The sequence below is a fragment of the Wenzhouxiangella psychrophila genome (assembly GCF_042310375.1).
Taxonomy (GTDB): domain Bacteria; phylum Pseudomonadota; class Gammaproteobacteria; order Xanthomonadales; family Wenzhouxiangellaceae; genus Wenzhouxiangella.
The window spans coordinates 192,436-218,074 of sequence record NZ_JBHJMQ010000004.1 but is presented as its reverse complement, the minus strand read 5'-3'; the positions used below and the strand labels follow the sequence as shown (position 1 = coordinate 218,074).

22 protein-coding genes are annotated in these 25,639 nt (G+C 63.0%); 14 read left to right on the top strand and 8 right to left on the bottom strand.

Annotation, left to right across the window (positions count from 1 at the left end; translation table 11 throughout):
- Nucleotides 1-2: 2 nt before the first annotated feature.
- Nucleotides 3-500 (top strand): hypothetical protein, encoded by a 498-nt coding sequence (locus ACDC66_RS07585; protein ID WP_376696090.1) that lies wholly within the window; start codon nucleotides 3-5, stop codon nucleotides 498-500.
- A gap of 7 nt (nucleotides 501-507) precedes the next feature.
- Here the strand turns inward: ACDC66_RS07585 and ACDC66_RS07580 are convergent, their stop codons facing one another.
- From ACDC66_RS07580 to ACDC66_RS07565, 4 genes are read right to left on the bottom strand one after another with little or no spacing between them, the layout of a single operon-like run.
- A complete protein-coding gene (locus ACDC66_RS07580) occupies nucleotides 508-1,347 on the bottom strand; it encodes a polysaccharide deacetylase family protein (protein ID WP_376696089.1) in 840 nt (279 codons plus the stop codon).
- Between the two features lie 13 nt (nucleotides 1,348-1,360).
- Nucleotides 1,361-2,248, bottom strand: a complete 888-nt coding sequence (locus tag ACDC66_RS07575; protein WP_376696088.1) for a carbon-nitrogen hydrolase — start codon at nucleotides 2,246-2,248, stop codon at nucleotides 1,361-1,363.
- Nucleotides 2,245-3,231: an agmatine deiminase family protein gene (locus ACDC66_RS07570; protein ID WP_376696087.1), complete on the bottom strand. Its 987-nt coding sequence runs from the start codon at nucleotides 3,229-3,231 to the stop codon at nucleotides 2,245-2,247. The genes ACDC66_RS07575 and ACDC66_RS07570 overlap by 4 nt, the downstream gene beginning before the upstream one ends.
- A 14-nt stretch (nucleotides 3,232-3,245) precedes the next feature.
- Nucleotides 3,246-3,569 carry a hypothetical protein gene (locus ACDC66_RS07565; RefSeq protein WP_376696086.1) on the bottom strand — a complete coding sequence of 108 codons (324 nt, stop codon included), beginning with the start codon at nucleotides 3,567-3,569 and terminating at the stop codon, nucleotides 3,246-3,248.
- A 102-nt stretch (nucleotides 3,570-3,671) separates the two neighbouring features.
- Between ACDC66_RS07565 and ACDC66_RS07560 the strand changes: the two genes are divergently transcribed.
- On the top strand, nucleotides 3,672-4,340 hold the full coding sequence (locus tag ACDC66_RS07560; RefSeq protein WP_376696085.1) for an SDR family oxidoreductase: 669 nt from the start codon (nucleotides 3,672-3,674) through the stop codon (nucleotides 4,338-4,340).
- Between the two features lie 196 nt (nucleotides 4,341-4,536).
- Here ACDC66_RS07560 and rsgA read toward each other — a convergent pair whose 3' ends face one another.
- Entirely contained in the window at nucleotides 4,537-5,409 is an 873-nt protein-coding gene (rsgA, locus tag ACDC66_RS07555) for a ribosome small subunit-dependent GTPase A (RefSeq protein WP_376696084.1), read from the bottom strand.
- Nucleotides 5,410-5,465: 56 nt separating this feature from the next.
- Between rsgA and orn the strand changes: the two genes are divergently transcribed.
- Nucleotides 5,466-6,014, top strand: coding sequence for an oligoribonuclease (orn, locus tag ACDC66_RS07550; protein ID WP_376696083.1), 549 nt, complete (start codon nucleotides 5,466-5,468; stop codon nucleotides 6,012-6,014).
- A 192-nt stretch (nucleotides 6,015-6,206) separates the two neighbouring features.
- Here orn and ppsA read toward each other — a convergent pair whose 3' ends face one another.
- Complete coding sequence (gene ppsA / locus ACDC66_RS07545) at nucleotides 6,207-8,570, bottom strand: phosphoenolpyruvate synthase (protein ID WP_376696082.1); 2,364 nt, start codon at nucleotides 8,568-8,570, stop codon at nucleotides 6,207-6,209.
- A gap of 67 nt (nucleotides 8,571-8,637) precedes the next feature.
- Here ppsA and ppsR point away from each other — a divergent pair, with 67 nt between their 5' ends.
- From ppsR to lysS, 9 genes are all read left to right on the top strand, one after another.
- The gene (gene ppsR / locus ACDC66_RS07540; RefSeq protein ID WP_376696081.1) at nucleotides 8,638-9,456 is read left to right on the top strand and encodes a posphoenolpyruvate synthetase regulatory kinase/phosphorylase PpsR; all 819 of its coding nucleotides are present in this window, start codon (nucleotides 8,638-8,640) and stop codon (nucleotides 9,454-9,456) included.
- 121 nt (nucleotides 9,457-9,577) lie between these two features.
- Nucleotides 9,578-10,072, top strand: coding sequence for a DUF1249 domain-containing protein (locus ACDC66_RS07535; RefSeq protein ID WP_376696080.1), 495 nt, complete (start codon nucleotides 9,578-9,580; stop codon nucleotides 10,070-10,072).
- Nucleotides 10,073-10,209: 137 nt separating this feature from the next.
- Nucleotides 10,210-11,334, top strand: coding sequence for a glutamine-hydrolyzing carbamoyl-phosphate synthase small subunit (gene carA, locus ACDC66_RS07530; RefSeq protein WP_376696079.1), 1,125 nt, complete (start codon nucleotides 10,210-10,212; stop codon nucleotides 11,332-11,334).
- Nucleotides 11,327-14,542, top strand: a complete 3,216-nt coding sequence (gene carB / locus ACDC66_RS07525) for a carbamoyl-phosphate synthase large subunit (RefSeq protein ID WP_376696078.1) — start codon at nucleotides 11,327-11,329, stop codon at nucleotides 14,540-14,542. The genes carA and carB overlap by 8 nt, the downstream gene beginning before the upstream one ends.
- Before the next feature lie 16 nt (nucleotides 14,543-14,558).
- Nucleotides 14,559-15,041, top strand: coding sequence for a transcription elongation factor GreA (greA, locus tag ACDC66_RS07520; protein WP_376696077.1), 483 nt, complete (start codon nucleotides 14,559-14,561; stop codon nucleotides 15,039-15,041).
- Nucleotides 15,010-15,933, top strand: a complete 924-nt coding sequence (locus ACDC66_RS07515) for a hypothetical protein (RefSeq protein WP_376696076.1) — start codon at nucleotides 15,010-15,012, stop codon at nucleotides 15,931-15,933. Before greA ends, ACDC66_RS07515 begins: the two co-directional genes overlap by 32 nt.
- Complete coding sequence (recJ, locus tag ACDC66_RS07510; RefSeq protein WP_376696075.1) at nucleotides 15,924-17,642, top strand: single-stranded-DNA-specific exonuclease RecJ; 1,719 nt, start codon at nucleotides 15,924-15,926, stop codon at nucleotides 17,640-17,642. The genes ACDC66_RS07515 and recJ overlap by 10 nt, the downstream gene beginning before the upstream one ends.
- Before the next feature lie 75 nt (nucleotides 17,643-17,717).
- A protein-coding gene (gene prfB, locus ACDC66_RS07505) for a peptide chain release factor 2 (protein WP_376696074.1) occupies nucleotides 17,718-18,816 on the top strand; the annotation gives its coding sequence in 2 pieces (ribosomal slippage) (nucleotides 17,718-17,789 and nucleotides 17,791-18,816; 1,098 coding nt in all).
- A 163-nt stretch (nucleotides 18,817-18,979) separates the two neighbouring features.
- Complete coding sequence (gene lysS / locus ACDC66_RS07500) at nucleotides 18,980-20,515, top strand: lysine--tRNA ligase (protein WP_376696073.1); 1,536 nt, start codon at nucleotides 18,980-18,982, stop codon at nucleotides 20,513-20,515.
- A 21-nt stretch (nucleotides 20,516-20,536) separates the two neighbouring features.
- Here lysS and ACDC66_RS07495 read toward each other — a convergent pair whose 3' ends face one another.
- A complete protein-coding gene (locus ACDC66_RS07495; RefSeq protein ID WP_376696072.1) occupies nucleotides 20,537-22,381 on the bottom strand; it encodes a hypothetical protein in 1,845 nt (614 codons plus the stop codon).
- A gap of 98 nt (nucleotides 22,382-22,479) precedes the next feature.
- Nucleotides 22,480-23,937 carry a hypothetical protein gene (locus ACDC66_RS07490; protein ID WP_376696071.1) on the bottom strand — a complete coding sequence of 486 codons (1,458 nt, stop codon included), beginning with the start codon at nucleotides 23,935-23,937 and terminating at the stop codon, nucleotides 22,480-22,482.
- 146 nt (nucleotides 23,938-24,083) lie between these two features.
- Here ACDC66_RS07490 and ACDC66_RS07485 point away from each other — a divergent pair, with 146 nt between their 5' ends.
- Nucleotides 24,084-24,659 carry a lipocalin family protein gene (locus tag ACDC66_RS07485; RefSeq protein ID WP_376696070.1) on the top strand — a complete coding sequence of 192 codons (576 nt, stop codon included), beginning with the start codon at nucleotides 24,084-24,086 and terminating at the stop codon, nucleotides 24,657-24,659.
- Entirely contained in the window at nucleotides 24,656-25,630 is a 975-nt protein-coding gene (locus ACDC66_RS07480; RefSeq protein ID WP_376696069.1) for an NAD(P)/FAD-dependent oxidoreductase, read from the top strand. The genes ACDC66_RS07485 and ACDC66_RS07480 overlap by 4 nt, the downstream gene beginning before the upstream one ends.
- The last annotated feature ends 9 nt before the right edge of the window (nucleotides 25,631-25,639 follow it).

The window sequence follows — 25,639 nt, the reverse complement described above, 5'->3', positions numbered from 1 at the left end:
GCGTGGCTCGACTGCAGGATTTCTACCGCGTGGTGGAGGTCAGTGACGGCGACTTTCTCGCCGGCGAGATCTTTCGCCACAAACTGGGGCATGAACTGCCGGATCGCGGTCGGCACCTGATCGGCTGCTATCGGGCCGAGGCGTTTCGATTCGTACCCCTGGGCTACCTTCAGATCGGCCGCCACGACACGGTCGCGCTGGTTGGCGGCGGCTGTACGGACGGTCGCGCCTTTGCGCATGTCGATGCCGGGCACTCGGCGGCCATCCGCGATGCCGGCGGGGTGCTCTTCACGCTGCTGCGTTACGCGTTCACGCAAATGGCTGACGATTTCGAGGCGTTTTTCGGCTACTGCGGAGACGCCCGCGCCGAGGAGGTCGATCTGCAGGCCGGCTTCGAGTACACGCGGCACAAGTACCTGCTGGCCCATTTTCATCGCCCCCTCGGCGATGAGCGTAAGCGCGCGTTGACCGAAGCGGTTTATGAGCTGGGCCCTTTTTGACCGCTCGTCAGGCGATCAGCTTCGGCGCGGCGTCGTCGAGCAGGTGCTCGAGCTCCTGATCGCAGGTCCAGTCGTGGCCGCATACAAAGCGCGGCAGCATCCAGCGATTGCTTTGTGAAGTGACGGGAGACGGGTTGCATCCCAGCGCTGCCTCCAGCCCCAGTTCCCTGCCGTAGCGGGGGAGGTATTCCTCGACCAGGTATTCGCTGGCCTGCCCATAGGGATAGGCCAGAAAGCGAGGACGGCGACCCGCACGGCGCTCGATGTAGTCGCTCGCCTGGTCGACTTCGGCACGGCATTCCGCGGCTGTATCGATCAGCGTGAAATCGCCGCGGCGATTGTCCCGCTGAGCGGTCCGGGCCAGCGCATCATGGTTGTGGTCCCAGCTGTGGCTTTCGATCGACATCAGCCGGCTGGCGTTCGCGGCCGACCACCAGTCATCCGGCCAGACGCCCAGGTCGAGGGTCGCTTCACGGTCGAGCTCCGCGCGTGCCGCTGGGGAGGCAATCACGAAAGAACTGGCGTGGACGTGATGGCGGTGCGCGATTCCGGGAGAGCGGGCGAAGGCCCCGAGGCGGTTGAATACACTCTCTTGCGCTCCACAAGTGGGGTGATCGAAATCGTGGAAGTCCATGATCGATCCGTCATCCAGGGTCAATACCACGCTTCGATCGGGCAAGTCGCCCGAGGCCAGGCCGGAAAGGGCTTCGTTCAGCGGAAGGATGGTCCAGCCGAGCCGGTCGATCAGGGCGAGATTGTCGCTGAACGCGATCAGGTCATTCTCCGCCGGCGTGTTTTCGAGCACCCGGATGGAATGCCAGGTGAGTATGACAAAGCGTCCGTCCATCGCGATCGGTTGCTCAGTCTCGCCAGCGCTTGAGAAGGTCGCCGTAGGCGTCGATTCTCCGATCGCGCAGGAAGGGCCAGATGCGTCGGACCTGCTCGGAGCGGCCGAGATCCAGGCGGGCGAATGCGACTTCAGCTTCGCTGCCGGCCTCGGCCAGAATTTCGCCTTGCGGACCGGCAATCAGGCTATGGCCCCAGAATTCCGCCTCTCGATCTCCGCCGGAGCGGTCGGGTTCGAAACCCACCCGGTTGCAGGCCGCGACCGGGATGCCGTTAGCCACCGCGTGGGCGCGCTGTACGATGCGCCAGGCGTCGAGCTGGCGTTGCTGCTCGGGCAGCTCGTCGTCGGGGTCGTGACCGATGGCGGTTGGGTACAGGAGGACTTCCGCGCCGGCCAGGGCCATCAGCCGGGCTGCCTCCGGGTACCACTGATCCCAGCAAACCAGGACGCCCAGCCGTCCCACCGAGGTATCAATGGGCTCGAATCCCAGATCGCCCGGCGTGAAGTAGAAGTTCTCGTTGTAGCCGGGGTCATCGGGAATGTGCATCTTGCGATAAATGCCGGCCAGGCTACCGTCGCGCTCGAAGACGAGCGCGGTGTTGTGGGCCAGCCCGGGGGCCCGATGCTCGAAGATCGATCCGACCACCACCACGCCGTGATCCGCCGCGGCGCGCGAGAGCATCCGAGCCGTGGGTCCATCGAGCGGCTCCGCCAGGTCGAACAGGGCCGGATCCTGGTACTTGCAGAAGTACTCGCTGGCATGCAGTTCCGGCAGCAGGACCAGCTGCGCGCCCAACTCGGCTGCTTCGGCGATGCCGTTCGCTGTTGCGGCGCGATTGTCGTCGGCCTCGGGCCCCATGGCGTGCTGGACCACGGCGATATCGAGATGGCGTGCGTTCATCCGAGCGCCGCGGGAATATGCATGGTGGCGCAATGCGGGCCGCCCGACTGGGTAATCATCGTGGCGGCGGGTACCGACACCACTTTCCGCTCGGGCAGCAACTCGGCCAGGATGTCGCGAGCCCGCTCATCGTGCCGACTGCCGTAGGCGGGAACCAGGCAACCGCCATTGACGAAGAGGAAATTGGCGTAGCTGGCGGGCTGAGCGTGGTCGAGATCGTCGGGCCAGGGCAGGGCGATCAGCCGATACTGCTCATCGTCGCGCGTTCGCAGTTCCTCCAACTGGCCCCGGAGTCGGTTCGAGCGCTCGGTCCCGGACTGGGTCTGGAAGACGATCGTGTCGTGCTCGGTGAAGCGCGCCAGTGTATCGATATGGCCGTCGGTATCGTCGCCCGTCATGGGCTCGAGATCGAGCCCCATGACCTTGTCGATGTTGAGCAGATTGTGCAATTCGAAATCGATTTCGCGTTCGCTCAGGTGGGGATTGCGGGCGCGGAGGCAATGCCAATTGACCAGCAGGCGGCCGCGACCGTCGCTGTCGATGGCGCCGCCCTCGAGTTCGAACAGGTACTGGCGGAATTGCATTCGCTCGAACAGGTCGTGGCGCGACAGATGCGTGTTGACGCGGTTGTCCAGGGAAGCCGGATACTTGCCGCCCCAGCCGTCGAAGTGAAAGTCGAGCGCCAGACGGTAGCCGGAAAACACCAGCGTGATCGGGCCATAGTCGCGGCACCAGGTGTCGTTGTAGCGCAACGGCAAACGGTGCAGGTCAGGCCGTTCCGGCAGCCCGTCCGGGCCGTCTTCGTCGGCGGGATGCAGCAGGACAGCCGGCTGGAACGCGAGAATGGTTTCGATCAACGTGCGGTACTCGGAACGCACGTTCTCCAGCCTGTCGCGCCAGTCGGAGTTCGCTGCCGGCCAGGCGAGTAGCGTTGCACTCTGCGTTTCCCATTCCGCCGGAAGACGGTAGTCAGTATGCGACATGAATGCCTGTTGGATCAGCGCTCGAGTTGAGCTTCGGCCTCTCGAACGATCGCTTCGTGATGGAGTACGCTTTCAATGGCGAGATCGTACTCGAAAAAGACGTTGAAATCGTCGTAAATCCAGCGCGTTATCGGCGGATCCCCCACGGCCGGACGCCTTTCATCGGGCTCGCCAAAGCGCTGCTCGACCTGGGCTTTGGTGAGCCCGTTCTGAGGCAGGTCGCGCAACATGCGCTCCTCGATCTTCTCGATGAGCAGTACGTCGCCGGCGAAGGCGATACCCGTCATTGCAATCAAAGCCGCCCCCAAAACCAGCTTGCCCAGTCTCTTTCGCATCATGGCAGTTCCTCTGGTAGTGCCCTCGGCTTGCTGTGAATTTCACTGCAAGATGTCGAGAAAATAGTAGCATAAGGATTGGACTCAAAGCGGATTCTCGCAATCATGAAAACAGCCGTCATCACTGGCGCCAACCGCGGTATCGGTATCGAACTGGCTCGTCAGCTCGGGGAGCGGGGGTACCGAATCATCGCCGTGTGCCGCAAGGCGTCGCCCGAGCTCAAGGCGCTCGACGTCCAGGTCGAGGAGGGTATCGACATTACCGATCGCGCCAGCCTCGAGGACCTGGCCAACCGCCTGAGGGGGACGCGCATCGACCTTCTGGTCAACAACGCCGGACTCCTGATCCCATCCAGTCTGGACAGCATCGAGGACGAAATCGAGAGCTGGCGGGCCCAGTACGAAGTCAACTCCCTCGGGCCGCTGCGCGTGACGCATGCGCTGCTCAACCATCTCAACGACGGCGGCAAGGTGGCAATCGTTTCTTCAAGAGTCGGCTCCATTGCCGACAACGGTTCCGGAGGCGCCTGGGCCTACCGGATGTCCAAGGCCGCCGTGAACATGGCCGGTGTGACCCTGGCTCACGAGCTCAAGGATCGGGATATCGCCGTCGGTCTGCTGCATCCGGGCTTCGTGCGCACGGACATGACCGGCGGACAGGGCCACGTTGATCCCGCCGAGGCCGCTGCCGGCCTGGTCGAGCGCATCGACGAACTGAGCATGGAAACGACCGGCAGCTTCCGCCACGCCAACGGCGAGACCCTGCCCTGGTGATTCGTGTGGGGCCTTCTGGTCTCGATAGCGGGGTCAGTAGCACTCAGATGCATTTACCAAAAGAATGAAACCACGGAAGACACGGAATGCACGGAATTGGTGAAACAAGCTATTCAGATTCTTGTTTTTCCGTGATTTCCGTGTCTTCCGTGGTTCCAATCTGTTTTGTTTTCGAACCCGGCGTGTACGTCGATCGCTAGCGGAAGCGTTCCTGCTCGGCCAGCAGGCGCAGCCAGGCTTCGTGGCGGAAGGCGGGCAGGGTGCCGGATTCGACAGCGGCGATGACACCGCAGCCCGGTTCCGAGCGGTGTCGGCAGTCGCGGAAGCGGCAGTCGGCGGCGTGCTCCGAGAACTCGGGGAAGCCGCGCTCCAGGGTCCTGACATCCATTTTCCACAGGCCGTACTCCCATACCCCGGGCGTGTCGATCAGCCAGGCCTTCTCCCCATAGTAATGGGCCGTGGCCGTGGTGGTCGTATGCTTGCCTTTGGCCGTGACGCGGGAGAGCTCTCCGGTCTGGGCCTCCAGGTCGGGTATGAGTGCGTTGAGCAGCGAGGACTTGCCGACGCCGGATTGACCCGCAAAGAGCGTGACTCCGTTTTCGACGCGCCCCTGCAGGGCCGCAATATCGACTTCTGGCCCACACCGGGTCTCGGTGGTGGCGAAACCGAGCTCGGCCAGCTTCTCAAGCTCGGTAAACGGTGGCTGATTGGGCCTCGGCAAGTCGGTTTTGTTGACCACGATGAGCGGCTCGATCTGGCGAATGAGGCAGGCGGCCAGGTAGCGATGCAACAGGTCGCGACTGGGGGCCGGTTCAGGGGCGATTACGATCACTGCGCGGTCGAGGTTGGCTGCGATCGGGCGGAAACGTCCGCGATTGTCACCCCGTCCGAACAGGTTGTGCCGCTCGATGACTTCGGTCAGGGTTCCGGCCTCGTCGATTCTGACCAGATCGCCGGGGAGGGGGCGTTCGATTCGGCGTGGGAAGTGTACCGGTTTCAGCTCACCGCCGACCGCAGCTACGCCGTGATTGGCATGCGCCTGTACGAGACGGACGGGATCGGCGGTCATGCAAGTGACCCGGGCTGGTATAGTGCGAAGCTTGGCTCACAACCCCCTGTCCGGGTATGAACGAGAACAACCTGATCTGGATCGACCTCGAGATGACCGGCCTGGATCCGGCTGCCGACACGATCATAGAGATTGCCACGCTGGTGACAGATCCTGATCTGAGCGAGGTGGCTGTCGGTCCGGAGCTGGCCATCGCCACGCCGCGAGCGGTGCTCGAGGGCATGGACGACTGGAATACGCGCACACACACCGAATCCGGCCTGGTCCGCCGCTGTCTCGAGTCGGGTATCGATACGGCCGAAGCCGAGCGGCGAACCATTGCTTTCCTCCAGCAGTACGTTGCCGCCGGGGTCTCGCCAATGTGCGGCAACTCCATCTGCCAGGACCGCCGATTTCTCGCGCGCCTGATGCCCGAACTCGAAGCCTACTTTCACTACAGGAATCTCGATGTCAGTACCCTCAAGGAGCTGGCACGCCGCTGGGCGCCCCGGGTCGCCGAAGGCTTCAGCAAGGAATCCAGCCATCAGGCGTTGGAGGATATCAGGGATTCGGTCGAGGAGCTCAGATACTACCGGCGGTTCATGGGAGAGCTGGGCGGCCAATAACGTTGGCTGGTTAGCTTGTTTGCTGGTTGGCTGGTTCGGCAGCCGGAAGATTCGGAGGGCGGTTGCACCGCGAGATCCCGAAGGTAAACCGACAGGTAGACGGGCAAGCAAGTGGCGACAATGCGATCGCGGCGAAGCCGCCCCGCAAGCCTAGGCCTGCCGAACCAGCCAACAAGCCAACCAGCAAACAAGCTAACCTTGGTGTTCTGCCAGCTTGCGCCAGGTGTCCACCACGGTGTCCGGGTTGAGCGACATGCTCTCGATGCCCTGGTCCATCAGCCACTCGGCAAGGTCGGGGTAGTCCGACGGCCCCTGACCGCAGATGCCGATGTACTTGCCCTGTTTGCGGCAGGCTTCGATGGCCATGGCGAGCATCGCCTTGACCGCCGGATCGCGCTCGTCGAAGCGGTGGGCGACCAGGCCGGAGTCTCGATCCAGGCCGAGGGTCAGCTGGGTCATGTCATTGGAGCCGATCGAGAAGCCGTCGAAATGCTCCAGGAAGGCCTCGGCACTAAGTGCATTCGACGGTAGCTCGCACATCATGATGATCTTCAGGCCATTCTCGCCACGCTTGAGACCGAACTTGTCCATCACCGCGACGACGTCGCTGGCTTCGCCCACGGTGCGCACGAAGGGCACCATGGCCCATACGTGGTCCAGCCCCATTTCCTCGCGGACCTTCTTCATGGCCCGGCATTCAAGCTCGAAGGCGGGCTGGAAGTTCTCGTCGACATAGCGCGAGGCGCCGCGCCAGCCGATCATCGGATTTTCCTCGTCCGGTTCGTAGCGCTCGCCGCCGATCAGGTTGGCGTACTCGTTGGACTTGAAGTCCGACAGGCGAACAATGACGGGATTGGGGCCGAAGGGTGCGGCGATCGTGGCAATGCCCTCGGCCAGCTTGTCGACGTAGAAGCTGACCGGATCGTCGTAGCCGGCGGTTCGACGGTCGATTTCGGCCTTGACCTCGTCGCTCTGCTCGGCGTAGTCGAGCAGGGCGAGAGGGTGGATGCCGATCATGCGGTTGATGATGAACTCCAGGCGCGCCAGGCCGATGCCGTGATTGGGGATCGCCGCGAAATCGAAGGCCCGGTCGGGATTGGCGACGTTCATCATGATCTTCAGCGGGGCCTCGGGCATGTCGTCGAGCGAGTCCTCGCTGACGCTGAATTCCAGTTTGCCTTCATAGATGCGTCCCGTATCCCCTTCGCTACAGGCCACGGTGACTTCTGTTGCGTGCGGGACGCGCTCGGTTGCATCGCCGCAGCCGACCACTGCGGGGATACCCAGCTCGCGGGCGATGATGGCCGCGTGGCAGGTGCGGCCGCCGCGGTTGGTGACGATGGCGGCGGCGCGTTTCATCACCGGCTCCCAGTCAGGGTCGGTCATGTCGGTGATCAGAACATCGCCTTCCTCGACCTCGTGAATCTGGTCGAGTGACTCGATGACGCGGGCCTTGCCCTGGCCGATTCGCTGTCCGATGGCGCGGCCTTCGGCCAGCACCGACCCGGTTGATTCGAGCCGGAAACGTTCCATGCTCTGGCCGACGCGGCTTTTAACGGTTTCCGGTCGGGCCTGGAGAATGAAAAGCTCGCCGGTCTCGCCGTCCTTGCCCCATTCGATGTCCATCGGGCGACCGTAATGATCTTCGATGGTCAGCGCCATCTTTGCCAGATCGTGGGCCTCGGCATCGGAAATGGAAAACTTCTGGCGCTCGGTCTCGGGCGTGTCTTCGGTATGTACGCCGCCTCCGTCCCCGTCGCCGTAGATCATTCGCGAGGCCTTCGAGCCGAGCGTGCGGCGCAGCAATGCCGGCTTGTCGGCGCGCAGGTTGGGCTTGAAAAGGTAGAACTCGTCGGGGTTGACCGCGCCCTGAACAACCGACTCGCCAAGGCCGTAGCTTGAGGTAATGAACACCACGTCGCGGTAGCCGGACTCGGTGTCCAGGGTGAACAGGACCCCGGCCGAGCCTGTTCCGGCGCGGACCATCAGCTGGATGCCGGCCGACAGGGCTACGTCGGCATGGGCGAACCCCTGGTGGACGCGATAGGCGATGGCCCGGTCGTTGTAAAGGCTGGCGAAAACGGCGTGAATCTTTTCCAGTACGGCTTCGATGCCGCAGACGTTGAGGAAGGTTTCCTGCTGACCCGCAAAGGAGGCGTCGGGCAGGTCTTCGGCCGTTGCCGAGGAGCGCACAGCCACTGCGAGTTCGGCGCCGTAACGCTCCTGCATTTGTTTGTACGCGTCACGAATGGCCTGCTCGAGCTCCGCCGGCAACGGCGTATCCATGACCCACTGACGGATCTCGCTGCCGGTCTTGGCCAGGGCCCGGGTATCGTCGGCATCGAGCGCGTCGAGTGCCTCGCCGATCCGGCCGGCCAGGCCGGACTGCTCCAGGAATTGCCGGAAGGCGTCGGCCGTGGTCGCGAAACCGCCGGGCACATTGACGCCCAAGTCACTGAGGTGTTTGATCATTTCCCCCAGCGAGGCATTCTTGCCACCGACCTTTTCCAGGTCGCTCATACCAAGCTCATCGAGCCAAAGGATATACTCGGACACTCGAACTCCAACAGCAGCGGTTTTGACCAGCTGCTTATTGTAACCGCTAGCAAACGGCACGAGGCTCATGCGAAGAACCGTATTTTTTGTATCCGATGGCACCGCGATTACCGCCGAAACCTTCGGGCACAGCCTGATGACGCAATTCTCGAACGTGGAGTTCCGGCAGGTCCGGCTGCCGTTCGTGGATACACCCAGCAAAGCGCGTGATGCGGTCTCCCTGATTGACCGGGCGGCCGAGGCTGAGAACGGCCAGGGACCGATCATTTTCAGCACCATCGTCGATGCCGAGGTCAGCGGCATACTGGATGACTCGAAAGGGCATCTGTTCGACATGTTCGGCACTTTCATGGGGACGCTGGAGGAGGTCCTGGGCGTTCCACGCTCTCCCCGGGTCGGTCAGGCGCACGGCATGGGCGATACCCAGGGCTACGAAGACCGCATGGAGGCGACCAACTACGCCCTGACCCATGACGACGGCATCTCCAAGCGCCTCGATGCCGCCGAAGTGATCCTTGTTGGTGTTTCCCGTTCCGGGAAAACGCCAACCTGCCTGTACATGGCCCTTCATTTCGGCGTAAAGGCAGCGAACTATCCGTTGACGGAGGAGGATCTGGAACAAAACCGCCTGCCGGCTTTCCTGCGAGAGCACAAACAGAAGCTATTCGGCCTCAGTATCGATCCGGATCGCCTGTCCCAGATTCGCGAGGCGCGACGTCCGGGCAGCCGCTATGCGTCGATCAAGCAGTGCCGATACGAAGTCGGAGCGGCCGAGGCCATGCTCCGGACGGAAGGTGTGCCGATGCTGTCCTCAACCGAGACGTCCGTGGAAGAACTGGCCAGCCGGATTCTCCTGGAGCTGGGCCTGAACCGAGAAATGCGCTAATCCGTTTGGAACATTCGAATTTCGATCATTCGAATTTGTTTGGAAATTGGGTTTTGGGATTTGGTGCTTGAAGTTGGGCAGGGGGTGGCAGTTTTCTGCCGGTGTGATATTCTCGCCGGCCATGCTCACAACCACCCGTCAACTTCAGCCTTCGAGCCGGATTCTGGCGCGGCGGCTTCCGGAACTGCACAGCTCGCTCTACCGCGCGCTCAGTGTGCTGCTGCCCGATTCATTGGCCGAAAGCGACCGACTCGTCTCGCAGCCGGGCTCGGAGCCCGAGCTGTACCTGGAGGTAATCGAGCGCCATCCCTACACAACCTTCGTGCGCCTGTCCTACATCATCGGCGCGGAACGATCCCACAATCCCAACGCTCACGTCCGCATCTATCACGATGCTGCAATGGCCGAAGCCACGGCGTTCAGTCCGCAGCAGGGTATCCAGCGTTTTGCCGGCCCCGATCTGGCCCTCAACGGTCTGGTTGCCCGGAGCTGGCGGCTCAACCGGGCACTGCTGAAATGGCTTGACCATCTCATCGCCAAGGGCCACGGCGCCGAGACGATGCGCCCGGTAGGCGATTATTCGCCGGAACTGGGCTCGCCGGCTCCTGAAGCCTGATCCGAAGCGGTTTTTCTGGCCTGCCCGGGCCGCTTGGTTTAGAATACCGATCCGGAAACCGGACCGCTGGTCCGGTGCTCGACAAGCGGGCCATGCCGCACGGCACAGGCCCGCTTTGTGTACCCGGAGGTTATTCAATGCAGGCAATTCTGGCGCTGGAAGACGGCACGACGTTTTCCGGGCGAGGGCTCGGCGCGCCGGGCGAGCGGGCCGGTGAGGTGGTATTCAATACCGCCATGACCGGTTATCAGGAAATCCTCACCGATCCCAGCTATGCCGGCCAGCTTGTAACGCTGACCGCATCTCATGTCGGCAATACCGGGGTCAATCCCCAGGACGTCGAGGCCGAGCGAATCCACGCCAGGGGCCTCATCGTCCGGCATTGTCCTCGCCGACACAGCAGCTGGCGGGCCACGCAGTCGCTGTCGGACTGGATGGCAGAAAACGATGCATCGGGAATCGCGGGTATCGATACCCGCACCCTGACCATCCTGTTGCGCGACAAGGGCGCCCAGAACGGCTGCCTGCTGGTCGGCGACTCGGTTGACGTCGACGAGGCACTGCGCCTCGCCCGCGAATGTGCACCGATGAGCGGCCAGGATCTGGCCAGTACGGTGACGGTGGAACGCGCCTACGAATGGAACGAAGGCAGCTGGGATCTGGGAGCGGTTGAGTTCCGACAGGGCCAGGGCCGCTTTCACGTCATCTGCTACGACTACGGGGTCAAGCGCAACATCCTGCGTCTGCTGGTCGATGCCGGCTGCCGCGTAACCGTCGTGCCCGCCCGGACGCCGCTGGACGACGTGCTGGCGATGAAGCCCGACGGCGTGATGCTTTCGAACGGGCCGGGCGACCCGGAGCCTTGTGCTTACGCCATCGAGGCTATCCGCGGCTTGCTCGAGAAGAACGTGCCGACCCTGGGGATATGCCTCGGCCACCAGTTATTGGCCCTCGGTGCCGGCGCGAAAACGGTCAAGATGAAGTTCGGTCACCATGGCGCCAATCATCCGGTCAAGGACCTCGTGACCGGCCAGGTCCTCATCACCAGTCAGAACCACGGCTTTGCCGTCGATGAATCCAGTTTGCCGGATACGGTCGTTCCGACTCACCGCTCGCTCTTTGACGGAACCCTCCAGGGTATTCGTATCAAGGACAAGCCGGCCCTGAGCTTCCAGGGCCACCCCGAAGCCAGCCCGGGCCCGCACGACCTGCGGCCGCTGTTTGCCCAATTCGTGGAAATGATGGAAACCGCAAATGCCTAAGCGTACCGACATCAAGTCCATTCTCATCATCGGGGCCGGTCCGATCGTGATCGGGCAGGCCTGCGAATTCGACTACTCGGGCGTGCAGGCGGTCAAGGCGCTGCGCGAGGAGGGGTACAAGGTCATCCTGGTCAACTCCAACCCGGCGACCATCATGACCGATCCGGAAATCGCCGACGTGGTCTACATCGAGCCGATCCGCTGGGATGTGGTGCGCGACATCATCGAGAAGGAGCGGCCTGACGCGCTCCTGCCCACCATGGGCGGGCAGACCGCGCTGAACTGCGCTCTGGACCTCGATCGGGAAGGCGTGCTGGATGCGTTCGGCGTGGAGATGATCGGTGCTTCCAAGAAAGCCATCGACATGGCCGAGGATCGCGAGGAATTCCGCGAGGCGATGCGCGATATCGGCCTGGAATCGCCCGAGGCCGAGATCGCCCGTACGCTGGACGAGGCGATCGAGATCCAGAAACGACTCGGCTTCCCCGTCATCGTCCGGCCCTCGTTCACGATGGGCGGTTCTGGCGGCGGCATCGCCTACAACCGGGAAGAATTCGTGCAGATCGTCGAGCACGGCCTGGATCTGTCGCCCACCAACGAGGTGCTGCTCGACGAATCGCTGTTGGGCTGGAAGGAATTCGAGCTCGAGGTGGTTCGTGACAAGGCCGACAATTGCATCATCATCTGCTCGATCGAAAATCTTGACCCGATGGGTGTCCACACCGGCGACTCGATTACGGTAGCCCCGGCGCTGACCCTGACCGACAAGGAATATCAGGAGCTGAGGAACGCGGCCATCGCCGTGCTGAGAAAAATCGGCGTCGACACCGGCGGGTCGAACGTACAGTTCGCGGTCGATCCCGAGTCCGGTCGTGTCGTCGTCATCGAGATGAATCCGCGCGTGTCTCGCTCATCGGCGCTGGCCTCCAAGGCCACCGGTTTTCCGATCGCGAAGGTGGCCGCGAAACTGGCAGTCGGTTACACGCTTGACGAACTCGATAACGAAATCACGGGGGGCGCCACGCCGGCGTCTTTCGAGCCGACCATCGACTACGTGGTCACCAAGATTCCGCGCTTTGCCTTTGAAAAGTTCCCGGCGGCCAACGACCGCCTGACGACCCAGATGAAGTCCGTCGGCGAGGCGATGGCCATCGGCCGCACGTTCCAGGAGTCCTTGCAGAAGGCGTTACGCAGCCTCGAAACCGGCCTGAGCGGGCTCGACCCGATCGAGTTCGAGGGCGAGGAGGTCGACGAACCCACCCTGATCAGGCGTGAGCTTCGCGAGGCCGGCCCGCAGCGCCTGCTCTATGTCGCTGAAGCATTTCGCCGCGGTCTCGAATTCGAGGAAATTCATCGCCTGAGCCGCATCGATCCGTGGTTCCTGGACCAGATCGAAGAACTCATCGAGATCGAACAGGTCCTGCTCGACGAAGGTGTTGCCGCGCTGGATGCTGAGCGATTGCTCGAGATCAAGCGCTACGGTTTCTCGGATGCCCGTATCGCCGCCCTGTCAGGCGTCAGCGAAAGCTCGATACGCAAACTCCGCGGCAGGCTCGGGATTGCCCCGGCCTACCACCGCGTCGATACCTGCGCGGCGGAGTTCGCCACGACCACGGCTTATATGTACTCGACCTGGGGTGAGCGCTCCGAAGCGGAACCGACAGACCGACGCAAGATCATGGTTCTCGGGGGCGGTCCGAACCGGATCGGGCAGGGTATCGAGTTCGATTATTGCTGCGTGCACGCCGCGCTGGCCATGCGCGATCTGGGCTACGAGACCATCATGGTCAACTGCAATCCCGAAACCGTCTCGACCGACTATGACACGTCCGATCGGCTGTACTTCGAGCCGCTGACACTCGAAGATGTGCTGTCGATCGTCGACCTGGAGCAACCGGAAGGCATCATCATCCAGTTCGGCGGCCAGACGCCACTGAAGCTGGCGCGCGATCTCGAGGCCGCCGGCGCGCCGATCATCGGTACCACGCCGGACTGCATCGACCTGGCCGAGGACCGCCAGCGTTTCCAGGACCTGCTCAATCGCCTCGGACTCAAGCAGCCGCCGAACCGCACGGCGCGGGATCCGGAAGAAGCACTGGTCCTGGCGCGCGAGGTCGGCTACCCGCTGGTCGTGCGTCCATCCTACGTGCTCGGTGGTCGCGCCATGGACATCGTCCACGGGGAGGACGAACTCAAGCGCTACATGAGTGAAGCGGTCAAGGTCTCCAACGATTCGCCCGTTCTGCTGGATCATTTTCTCGACCATGCCATCGAAGTCGACGTCGACGCCGTTTGCGACGGTGAGAAGGTGATCATCGGCGGCGTGATGGAGCATATCGAGCAGGCGGGCGTGCACTCTGGCGACTCCTCCTGCAGCCTGCCGCCTTTTTCCCTGTCCGATGAAGTGGTCGAGGAAATCCGGCGTCAGACCCGCCAGATGGCGTTGGGGCTCAAGGTCGTCGGCCTGATGAACGTGCAGTTTGCCGTGCGCGGTGATGACATTTTCGTGCTCGAGGTCAATCCGAGAGCGTCGCGGACCGTGCCGTTCGTCTCGAAGGCCACGGGCGTGGCCCTGGCGCAGGTGGCGGCCAAGTGCATGGTCGGAAAATCCTTTAATAGTCAAGGTATTGAAAAAGATATTTCAAGTCCTTTCTATTCAATCAAGGAGCCGGTTTTCCCCTTCATCAAGTTCCAGGGAGTGGATCCGATCCTGACACCGGAGATGCGCTCGACCGGGGAAGCGATGGGTGTCGGCCGGTCATTCGGATCGGCCGTGGCACGTGCGCAGCAGGGTGTGGGTATCATCGTCAAGATGAACGGGCGCGTATTCCTGAGCGTACGTGACGCCGACAAGGAAGGGCTGTTGCCGGTCGCGCGAGAGCTGATCGAACGGGGCTTCGAACTCGTGGCCACCGAGGGCACCTGGAAGTACCTGGTTGAAAACGGCGTTGAATGTGACTACGTCAACAAGGTGATCCAGGGCCGGCCGCACATCGTCGACCTGATCAAGAACGACGAGATCGATTACATCGTCAATACGACGGAAGGACGCCAGGCCATTGCCGACTCGTTTTCCATCCGGCGTGAGGCGCTGCAGCGCAAGGTCAATTATTCGACGACCATCGCCGGCGCCCGGGCCACGCTGAAGGCGATGGATCACTGGAATGAACGGGGCGTTCGCAGCCTTTCCGAGCTGCACGCCGAGTAACCCTTTAGGAGCGAACATGAGTCAGACGCCACTGACCAAGGCGGGCGCAGAGCGCCTGCGTGCCGAGCTTGATCGGCTCAAGAAAAAGGAACGCCCGGCCGTCATCGAGGCCATTGCCGAGGCGCGTGCGCACGGTGACCTCAAGGAAAATGCCGAGTACCACGCCGCGCGCGAGCAGCAGGGATTCATCGAGGCCCGTATTCGGGATCTCGAAGGTACGCTGGGCAATTCGCGTGTCATCGACGTGGCCTCCCTCGATCCCGGCAGCAAGGTCGTTTTCGGCGCCACGGTGGTGCTGATGGAGGATACCGAGGATGCCGAGGAAGTGACCTGGCAGATCGTCGGCGACCTTGAAGCCGATACCAGCGATGGCCGGCTGGCGATCTCGGCGCCCCTGGCGCGCGCGCTCATCGGCCACGAAGAGGGCGACGTCGTGGATTTCCAGGCGCCGAACGGCAAGCGGACCTATGAAATCGTCGAGGTCCGCTACGACTCCTGACCAACGCTTCGTCCTCTATGTCCCGCAGCTTGAACCCCTGCTGCGGGAAGCCGTTCGCGTGCCGCCGCTGGTTGACGCGCTGGTTCGCAAATGCCGGCCACGGCCCCTGGATGGCCAATCCCCGCAAGCTGAACTGGCGGCCGGTCTCCCGCTGCCGGCGGCGCCGTTGACACGCCGCCTGGACCGGCCCGACGACGCCGGGGGCGTATGGCTGCGCGCCGATCCGGTCGGACTGCTTCCCGACCTGGCGGCCGTGTGGCTGCAGTCCGACAAACGATTCGAACCGGGCCGTTGGAGCTCGGATCTGATCGAACTGTTCGGCGAGGAGAGCCTCGACCTGGAGCTGACCGAGCATGGGCGGGGTTACCTGAGGCTCGAATCCCCACCCGATGCGCACTTCCGGCCGCCCTGGACCTTGGCGGGAAACAGCCTCGAACATTGCCTGCCGGAAGGCCCCGATGCCGGCCGGTGGTGCAGGCTGCTCAATGAAACCCAGGTACTCCTTCACCAGCATCGCCAGGTCGCGGAACATCCCGCGACGATTCCCGGCAGTCTGTGGTTCTGGGGTGGTGGTGAACTTCCGAAAGCCGGATCGGCCGAGCCGCGCGTGTGCCGGATCGTGGCCGATGATCCAATACTCGCCGGCCTGGCTGACTGGCTGGGCCTGCCGCAAATCAATTTTCAAGAAGATGCCGTGGCGCAGCCCGGCAGTCTGGTCGAGTGGCCGTCGCGCTTCGAAGAGTCCGCCGAGGTCAATCTCGATCGGCTGCAGAGTTTTCTGCGTCCACTGTGGCGGCAGCTGCGGCTGGGACGAATTCGCGAGCTGGAACTGGCCGGCATTGAAACCCTGCGGCGTTTTTCGGTCGCCGACGCCTGGAGGATATGGCGGTGATCCGGCGCGTGCACGTGCGGCGCCGTGAAGGGCTCGCTTCCTCCGTGGCCGGCGTCCATCCGGTGGTCGGCCGGGTGTTGGCCGCGCGCGGCGCCAGGCGCATCCCGGACTATTCGTTGTCGACGCTATTGCCGCCCACGCTGGGCGGTCTGGACGCCGCCTGCGAGCTATTGTCCGATGCCATCGCCGGGCAGCGGCGCATCGTTGTGGTTGGGGATTTCGATGCCGACGGCGCAACGGGCACGGCGCTGGCCGTGCGCGGGTTGCGGGCCCTGGGGGCACGCGATGTGCACTGGCGCGTGCCCGACCGCTTTCGTCATGGCTACGGTCTGGGTCTGACCCTGGTCGAGGAACTGATCGAACTTGCGCCCGACCTGGTCGTGACGGTCGATCAGGGCGTGAGTTCGCACCAGGGTGTCGAGCGCGCGATCCAGTCCGGTATGCGCGTCATCGTCACGGACCACCACCTTCCGGGGGAGCGTCTGCCGCCGGCCGACGCCATCGTCAATCCCAATCTATCCGGCGAGACCTTCGGGTCCGGGGCCCTGGCCGGTGTGGGCGTGATGTTTTACCTGCTCATGGCACTGAGGTCGCGTCTGCGCGAGCAGGGCCGCTTCACGCGCGGGCGCGAGCCGCGGCTCGATCAATGGCTCGATCTCGTTGCCCTCGGCACGGTGGCTGACCTGGTGCCGCTTGACGAGAATAACCGCCGCCTGGTCCATCAGGGCCTGCTGCGGATTCGCGCCGGGCGTTGCCTGCCGGGCATCCGCGCGCTGCTGGAAGTGGCAGGGCGCAACGTGCGCCATGTCGACGCTTCCGACATGGGCTTTGCGGCCGGCCCTCGTCTCAACGCTGCGGGGCGCCTGGAGGATATGGGTATCGGCATTCGCTGCCTGTTGGCAGACCGGGAGCAGGAAGCCACGGAACTGGCGCAAAAACTGGATGCGCTCAACCGCGAGCGCCAGTCACTGCAAGCCGATATGCAGGAAGCGGCCGAAGCCCAGGCGGAGGCCCTGAGCGAGCAGGTGGAAGGCGATCTGCCCGGGCTTTGCGTGTTCGATCCGGATTGGCACCAGGGCGTCGTGGGCCTGGTCGCCGGCCGGCTGGTCGAGCGCCTGCAGCGCCCGGTTATCGCTTTCGCGCCGGCCGAAGCGGGCGGCAGCGAGCTCAAGGGCTCGGGACGCAGCCCCTCCGGCGTGCACATGCGCGACTTGCTGGTCGATATTGATGTGCAGCATCCCGGGCTGATCGGGCGTTTCGGCGGCCATGCGCGGGCGGCGGGCCTGTCACTGGCCGAGGATCGCCTGGACGCGTTTCGCGAAGCCTTTCAGGACCAACTGGCCGACCGGGTTTTCGAGCCCGATATCGTGCATACCGACGGCCCGCTGGCTGCCGAGGAGCTGTCTCTGGAGACCGCGACAGCCCTGGCCGAGGCCGGTCCCTGGGGCCAGGCCTGGCCGGAGCCGTTGTTTGACGGCCGCTTTCGGATACTGGAACGCCGCGTCGTGGGCGCAAGCCATCTCAAGCTGCGGCTGCAAGCGGAAGGAGGCGGTCCAGCCCTCGACGCCATCGCCTTCGGTGCCGGCAGCCTCTGCCACCAGGAGTTACCCGATCCGCTCGGCGTCGTCTACAGCCTGGAAATCAATCGCTGGCAGGGTCGGGTCGTGCCGCAGATGAAGATCCGTTACCTGGTGGAATCGCTCGGTTAGTGGTGCGCTGGCCGCTGGCGATCGGGCGGCGTTACAATAGCGCGTTTTGCCATCGCCACAAGGATCAAAGCCGAAATGGAACTGACTGCAATCAAGACTCTTCTGGACGACCTGGAGCGCCGTGTTAGTGCGCTGAGGGGGTATCTTTGACTACGATGGCAAAGTAGAACGACTCGAAGAAGTCACCCGGGAACTCGAGGATCCGTCCGTCTGGGACAATCCGGAACATGCCCAGAAACTGGGCAAGGAACGTTCCGATCTCGACCGTTCCGTGACGGCCCAGCGAGCGGTGCTCGAGGGCGTGAGCGACGCTGCGGAACTGCTCGAGCTGGCGCAGGAAGAGGAAGATGAGGACACGCTGGAGAGCGTGGCCGGCGATCTCCAGGATCTCGAAAAGCGTGTCGCGGACCTGGAGTTCCAGCGCATGTTCTCCGGGGAAATGGACGACCGCCCCTGCTTCATCGATATCCAGGCCGGCTCCGGCGGCACCGAGGCTCAGGACTGGGCCGAAATGCTGCTGCGCATGTACCTGCGCTGGGCCGAGCACCGCGGCTGGAAGGCCGAGATCATCGAGCTGTCCGCAGGTGACGTCGCCGGCATCAAGAGTGCGACGATTCGCGTCGAGGGCGATCATGCTTTCGGGTGGTGTCGCACCGAGACGGGCGTGCATCGACTGGTGCGCAAGTCGCCGTTCGACTCGGGCAATCGCCGGCATACCTCGTTTGCCAGCGTGTTCGTATCACCCGAAATCGACGAGGACATCGAGATCGACGTCGATCCGTCGGACTTGCGTATCGATGTCTACCGTGCCTCCGGCGCAGGCGGTCAGCACGTCAATACCACCGAGTCGGCCGTGCGTATCACCCACGAGCCCACCGGAATCGTGGTGCAGTGCCAGAACGACCGCTCGCAGCACAAGAATCGCGACCACGCGATGAAGCAGCTGCGCGCCAAGCTCTACGAACTGGAGCTACAGAAACAGCGCGACAAGGCACAAAGCGCCGAGGACGAGAAAGCCGATATCGGCTGGGGTAGCCAGATTCGTAACTATGTTCTCGACCAGTCGCGCATCAAGGACCTGCGCACGGGTATTGAGCGCAGCGACACCCAGAAAGTGCTTGACGGTGACCTCGACGAATTCGCCGCTGCGCAATTACAGGCTGGATTGGAATAAATTTTGTCCACAGATGAACACAGATAAGGATTTTTTCGGGCTTTAGAGCGCTATGGGAATTCATCGTATTCGAAGGTGGATAGTTAAAGCTGGTTTCATTTTATTTTTCAATCTGTGTTTATCTGTGTTCATCTGTGGACAGTTTTTTTAAAGTGATCTTCCCATGACAAACGACGAACAGAATCCGACGCCCGAAGTGGACGAGAATCGCCTGATCGCCGAGCGGCGGGAAAAGTTGCATGCCTTGCGAGAGCAGGGTGAAGCGTATCCGAATGACTTCCGGGTAACGGCCGATGCAGCAGACCTGCTCGATCGATTCGGTGATGCCGAAAAGTGGGATCAGGCGGCACTGGAAAGCCAGGGTGAGACCTACAGCCTGGCCGGCCGGATCCTGTCGCGCCGCATCATGGGCAAGGCGAGCTTCGTGCATATCCAGGACGGGTCGGGTGCGCGCATCCAGCTCTATCTTCGCCGCGACGATCTTCCCGAGGGCGTGTACCAGGCGTTCAAGCACTGGGATATCGGCGATATCGTCGGTGTGACCGGCACGCTGATGCGAACGCGTACGGGCGAGCTGAGCATCCAGGCCGGCGACCTCAAGCTCCTGACCAAGGCGCTGCGGCCGCTGCCGGAAAAATGGCATGGTCTGAGCGACCAGGAGACGCGCTATCGCCAGCGCTATGTCGACCTGATCGTCAACCCGGAAGTGCGCGACACCTTCGTGCGCCGCTCGCTGATCATCCGCGCGATCCGACATTACTTCGATGACCAGGGCTTTCTCGAAGTCGAAACGCCGATGATGCACCACATCCCCGGCGGTGCGACGGCGCGGCCCTTCGTGACCCATCACAACGCGCTCGATCTCGATCTTTACCTGCGCGTCGCCCCCGAGCTGCATCTCAAGCGATTGCTGGTCGGCGGCCTGGAAAAGGTCTACGAGATCAACCGCAACTTCCGCAACGAAGGTGTCTCGACCCGGCACAACCCCGAATTCACGATGCTCGAGTTCTACTGGGCGCATGCCGATTACAACGACCTGATCCGGCTGACCCAGAGCTTGTTCAACCGGTTGATCGATGACCTGCCAGGTCTCTCCGGAGGGCGCGTCGAGTACCAGGGCGAAACCATCGACTTCAGCGGTGATTACGACCGCATCGAGGTTGCGGATGCCGTTATCGAGCATTACGACGAAGTCTCCCGGGAAGACATCAAGGATGCCGACAGACTGCGCGCCGTCTGCCGAAGTCACGACATTCATGTCGAAGATGGCTGGAGCTGGGGGCGCCTGCTCATGGAGTTGTTCGAGGAGGGCGTCGAGCACCGGCTTATCCAGCCGACTTTCGTCACGCAGTATCCGATCGAGGTCTCGCCGCTGTCGCGGCGCAATGAGCAGGACCCGGACTTTGCCGATCGCTTCGAGTTGATCATCGCCGGGCGCGAGATCGCCAACGGGTTCTCGGAGCTGAATGATCCGGAAGACCAGGCCGAGCGTTTCCAGGCCCAGGTCGAGGCGCGCGACGCGGGCGATGCCGAGGCCATGCATTTCGACCAGGACTACATCCGGGCGCTGGAATACGGCATGCCGCCGGCGGCGGGCGAGGGCATCGGAATCGATCGCCTGGTCATGCTGCTGACCGACTCGGCCTCGATTCGTGACGTGCTGCTGTTCCCCTATCTGCGGCCCGAAGCGGCCGAATGACGCAGGTTGGCGCCGGGCCAGTCAGCAGCTAGAGCCGCGGAAGGCATCCTCGAAGATCAGATCCATCCCTGCCGCCGGAGCGAGTATCGCCACGTCCTGCTCCGTATCGTTGCCCTCACCGCACAGGTCGAGCCGGACGGCTGAATCGACAGGCGGGGCGTCTGTTTCGACCTCGAAGTTGAACAGCGTGAACCAGGTCAGTGTGTTGCCGGGGGGCGCCTGGAAGGAGACGTAAGCGTCGTGGACTTCGATGCGCCAGTCATTACCGGAATCCCGGTCGATGTCTCCGAAATACGTATCGAAAACCTCGGCGTTTTCGGGTAGTTCGATACGGAAGCCTTCCAGTGCCCGGTCGAAGTCGTAGTTCTGTAACGCGTAGTTGTATCGATAGCGCCCGGTTTCGACTTCGGTGACCTGGACCAGCAGCCGCAAGTGGCCCTGCGGCATGTTTTCAGGGTATTGCTTACCCGGTGCTTCGGAGGGGATGACGATCTCTTCGTGGTCGGACATGGTCCCGGTGCTATCGGGATTCACCCATTTCGAGATAACGGCGCCGTTCGTGAACGTTCCTTCATTCATCTCCCAGCCGTTGCCGATTGGTTCCGGATCGATGGGCAGGTACCCCATGGTGTTCCAGATATCGACGTCGTGCTGCACGACATACCAGGCGTCCATGAAGTACTCGGCTCCGGGCCGCTGTAGCTCGTCGGGATCGACCAGCAGTCGGTGCCGCCACTGGCCGGAATAGTCGGTCTGGCTGCCGGTGCAGTCCGGGTCGAAGAAGGAGTGGCAGTTGTCCCACTCGCCGATGCTGGCTTCGATTTCGTTCCGCGGGCCCTGGTGGGCCGGCATGTCGTTACTGCTGGCCGCGTAGACGTCCTCACAGCCTTTCCAGACCACGTGGTTGTTGTCGCAGTCGATGTCGCAGTTGTTATTGACCGTGAAGAAGGCGTGCTTGGCGCCTGATGCGGCCAGCATTTCGATCCGGCCGTCGGCAATCCGGTAGAGATTCCAGACCAGGTAGGCGTGCTGGTCGGACGGATCGTCGGGGTAGATGTAGCCGTCGAGTGTTTCGAACTGTGGAATCCAGGGGATATCCGCTTCGGAAACATTCTTGAGGGTGGCCGACGGGGCGAGCTTGATACGGCCGTCGGCATGCGTGCCCTGGTAGGCAACGTTGTTCATTCCGATCAGTTTGATATCCGCCTCCACGCCGTCCTGCGGCCAGACCGGTCGCCCTTCGCACGCCTCCGGCAACCCCGAGAGGGCGCCGCGGTCCATGATCTCGAGTTCTAGATCCAGCCGGGCCGCGCCGATCGGCATTCCGGCCAGCTTCGCGAAACCCAGCCGCCGCGCCAGGTCGTCCGTGGCTTCCAGCTCGGCGTGACTGATGGAAAGACGCCCGCCGTCGATATCAAGCGCCAGGTGGAGATGGGTCAGCGTGAACAGCTTGTTGTCGCTGTCGTCCAGGATGACGAGCCGGGGGTGTCCGGCGTTCTCTCCGGGAATGATCGCAATCCTTTCGACGATGACTTCCCGGTTGCCACGGCGAAGTACGAGGTCCGCGTCCGCCGTCAGCCGGCCGCTGCCGGACTTCAGTGCCTCGAAGACGCCCCGGGGCGCGTCGATGCCGATCGGCTCGATCGCCTCGAGCCGAAAGCTCAACTGCTTGCGCGTGGTAATTGCTTGTCCGTGCTGCAGGACTTCGATGCCGAAGTCCGGAAGGTAATCACCCCGGATTTCGAGGGCCAGGCTGCCGCCGCCGGCGCGCAGGGATGAATCCGGGTGTGCCGGATCGGCCCAGAACAGTTGCACAATGCAGGCGGTGGAAAGGAGAAGAAAGCCGGATAGGCCGCGGAGTCTCATTCGCGCTCGCTATTTCCTGAAAAGACGTGTCCGTAGGCCGAGATTACTCCATTTCCATCCTGCGCTGTGAACGTCGAGAGTCATTAAGGGGCCTCTGATCAACCCTGCGCGATGACCTGGGGGGAAGCCACCGGCTGTCGTTTCTCGCTTTTCGGCCGTTTGACGGGCTGCCGCTGTGAAAGCCATCGCTTGGCGCGCTCCGGAAAACGCTGCTGAACGACCTTGCGTAACTCCCGTGCCCTCTGCGGATCGTCGAGCCGCTCTTCCATGATGCGGGCCGCTTCCATCCAGGCCTCGGCAATATGGGAGAACTTTCTGTCTTCCGGCGGCAGGCTCAGCAAGAGCCGGCACGCCATCTGGTGGTCGCCGAGTTCATCGAGTTCCAGCGCAAGGCGGTAGCGGGTCTCGCTCAGGCGAGGTATCCAGTTGTCGAGGCCCGGGCTGTTGCGCTGCCACAATTCGGTTGCAGCGGCAACCTGACCGTCGCGGATAAGGCGCTGCATGCGACGCTCGAGATGATTGCGGTACTCACCTGGCCGTGCCGTCTCCCGGACCAGCCTGTCGAACAGCGCATTGAGCGCGGGATTGTCCGGATAGCGTGTCAGCGCCTTACCCAGTAATTGCCTTGCCTCATGCGAGTGCTTTTCCTGCAGGAGAACTTCGGCATCGGCAGCCAGCAAGGCAGGCTCGTACAGGGAGGGCTCGGGGCGGCGCGGGCGATCGATGGGCGCGACGCCGGCAGGGTACTCGAGCCTGCGACGATGGCTGCGTGCAATCATGCCCAGCCGGCTACTCAGGCCCAGGGCGAGCAGGCAGGCCGTGAACGCGAGCAATCCCCGGACAACCGCGACCCCGCCGCCCGTCAGGGTCAAGAGACCGGCGCCGGCGAGCACGGCACCGATCGAAAGCAGTGAGAGTACCGCCACCTGTTTTTTCGTGATTCCGCCAACGTGGCTGATCGAAGCCGGATCAAGCGCCGCCCGAGGCGATTCGAAAACGATCGCCGTTATCAGTGCTGCGGGCACAATTGCAGCGGCTACCAGCCAGGCGAGTGTGGCCAGCGCTGTCGAAGTGGCCGCCATCGTGACCAGGAGCAGTGCAATGAAGGGCAGTCCGAACGTGAGCAGGCGCAGGCTGTACTCGACCTGGTCGATTTCAAAAAGATCGCTGGCCGCGGGAGGATGCGGCAGACCTTCTCCGGCTCTGCGCGCCAGCGTGATCATCATGTAGAGCAACGCGGCGCCCACAGGAACACTCATGAGAAACCCCGTTATGGAGCCAAAGCCGAGTGCGGCGGTTACGGCTGCAAGGACGGCAATGACCAGAGCCGGCGGGGAGGTCGCGTTCTTCAATGGAGTCTGGACAGCGTCTGCTGGATCGCTATCGGCAACTTGTTCCTGCATGGCCTGCCTGCAAATCGGGCAGTCGACCTCGATGGGCAGTTGCTCGGCGTAGGGCTTACAGGCGGTGCACAGCGGCAGGCGGCAGGGCTCACAGTACCAGTGAGTCGAACGCTGCGAATGATAGCGGCAGCGATGAGGGGTTGGGTGCTTCATAGAGTCTCACTCCATCGTCACCCCCTTTGATTCAAGGATTTCAGGTCACTGAATCGCCGAGTCTACCAGCATTTCGGGCGCTCGCACAGGCTACGTTTACATGGCAGGCTTATCATGACGATACAATCTGCAAGTGAATAAACGGCATGAAATACCCACTAATCGGATTTGCGGCCAGGGCCGGAAGTGGTATGGCCCTGGTTCTGATCGGCCTGGCGCTAAGCTCCCCCGTCATGGCGCGTGAACCCCTTGATCTGGTCGACTCGATCGATCTCGACCGCTACCAGGGGCGCTGGTACGAGATTGCGCGGCTGCCCAACCGCTTCCAGGAGCAGTGCGCGGGCGAGGTGACGGCCGAGTATGCATTGCTCGATGCTGGCCGGGTCAGCGTCACCAATCGCTGCCGCCGGGCCGATGGAGGCTGGAGCGAGGCCGAAGGCGTCGCGCGACGAGACCGTTCCGATGGCCGTGAAGCGGCACTCGAAGTGCGATTTGCGCCGCGCTGGCTGTCCTGGCTACCTTTCGTCTGGGGTGAGTACCGGGTCATGGCACTGGACGAGCAGTACCGTTACGCGCTGGTTGGCAGCGATGACCGGGAATTTCTCTGGATATTGGCGCGACAGCCGGAATTGTCGGATGACGTTTTCAATCGCCTGGTCGCCGAGGCGCAACGACAGGGCTTCGAAACCTCTCGCTTGAGCCGCACTGAGCAGGCTCAATGATCGATGTAATCGTTATCGGGGCCGGCTGGAGCGGGCTTACGGCCGCGGCGAGGCTTGCTTCCGCCGGCCGTTCAGTTGCCGTGGTCGAGAAGTCCCGCGGCCCCGGTGGTCGCAGTGCCAGCCGGCGGGAGGAGGTATTCACGTTCGACCATGGCGCACAGTATCTGACGGCACGCAGCGAGGCGTTCTCCCGCCAGGTCGAGGCCTGGGCGGGTGCTGGTCTTCTTGCAGCGTGGCGGCCGCGGCTGGAAGTGTTCGGGGAGCGACCCCGGAATGCCGGGCGCGCGCCGGCCCAGCGTTGGGTGGGTGACGGCGGCATGAATGCCGTATTGCGCCGCCTCGCAAGCGGGCTTGATTGTCGTTGGCGCTGGCGCGTGGAATCGATTGAATTTGACGGCCAGGCATGGCGGATTAGTTCCGCCGATGACAAAACACTGGAAGGCCGTGCCATCCTGCTGACGGCGCCTCCGGCACAGGCCTGCGAGTTGCTGGGTACGGGGCATGCGCTACACCGGCAGCTCGATTCGATCGAGATGTTGCCTTGCTGGGCCGTGATGGTGGGATTCGACGTGGCTCCGGCCGTGGCTTTCGACGCCGCATTCGTCAATGATGGCCCGCTGTCCTGGGTTGCGCGCAATGACAGCAAACCGGGCAACGGCAAGCCTTCCGCCTGGGTTGGCCATGCCAGCGGGGCGTGGTCCAGAGAAAACCTTGAGGCCGCACCCGAAGAAGTCGCGCAGGAATTGTTTGCCGCCATGGGTGACCTCGATCCCGGCCTGAAGCAGAACGCCCGCGTGTGCGCTGCGCACCGCTGGCGTTATGCCATGGCGCGCAAGCCGCTGGAGGGGCCGATCCTGGCCGATGACGCTCGCAAGCTGGTGCTTGCCGGCGACTGGTGCGCCGGTGAGCGGATCGAGGGTGCCTGGATCAGCGGTATGGCGGCAGCGCGCCGGCTTGAATCACTGCTTTAGAAATTCCAA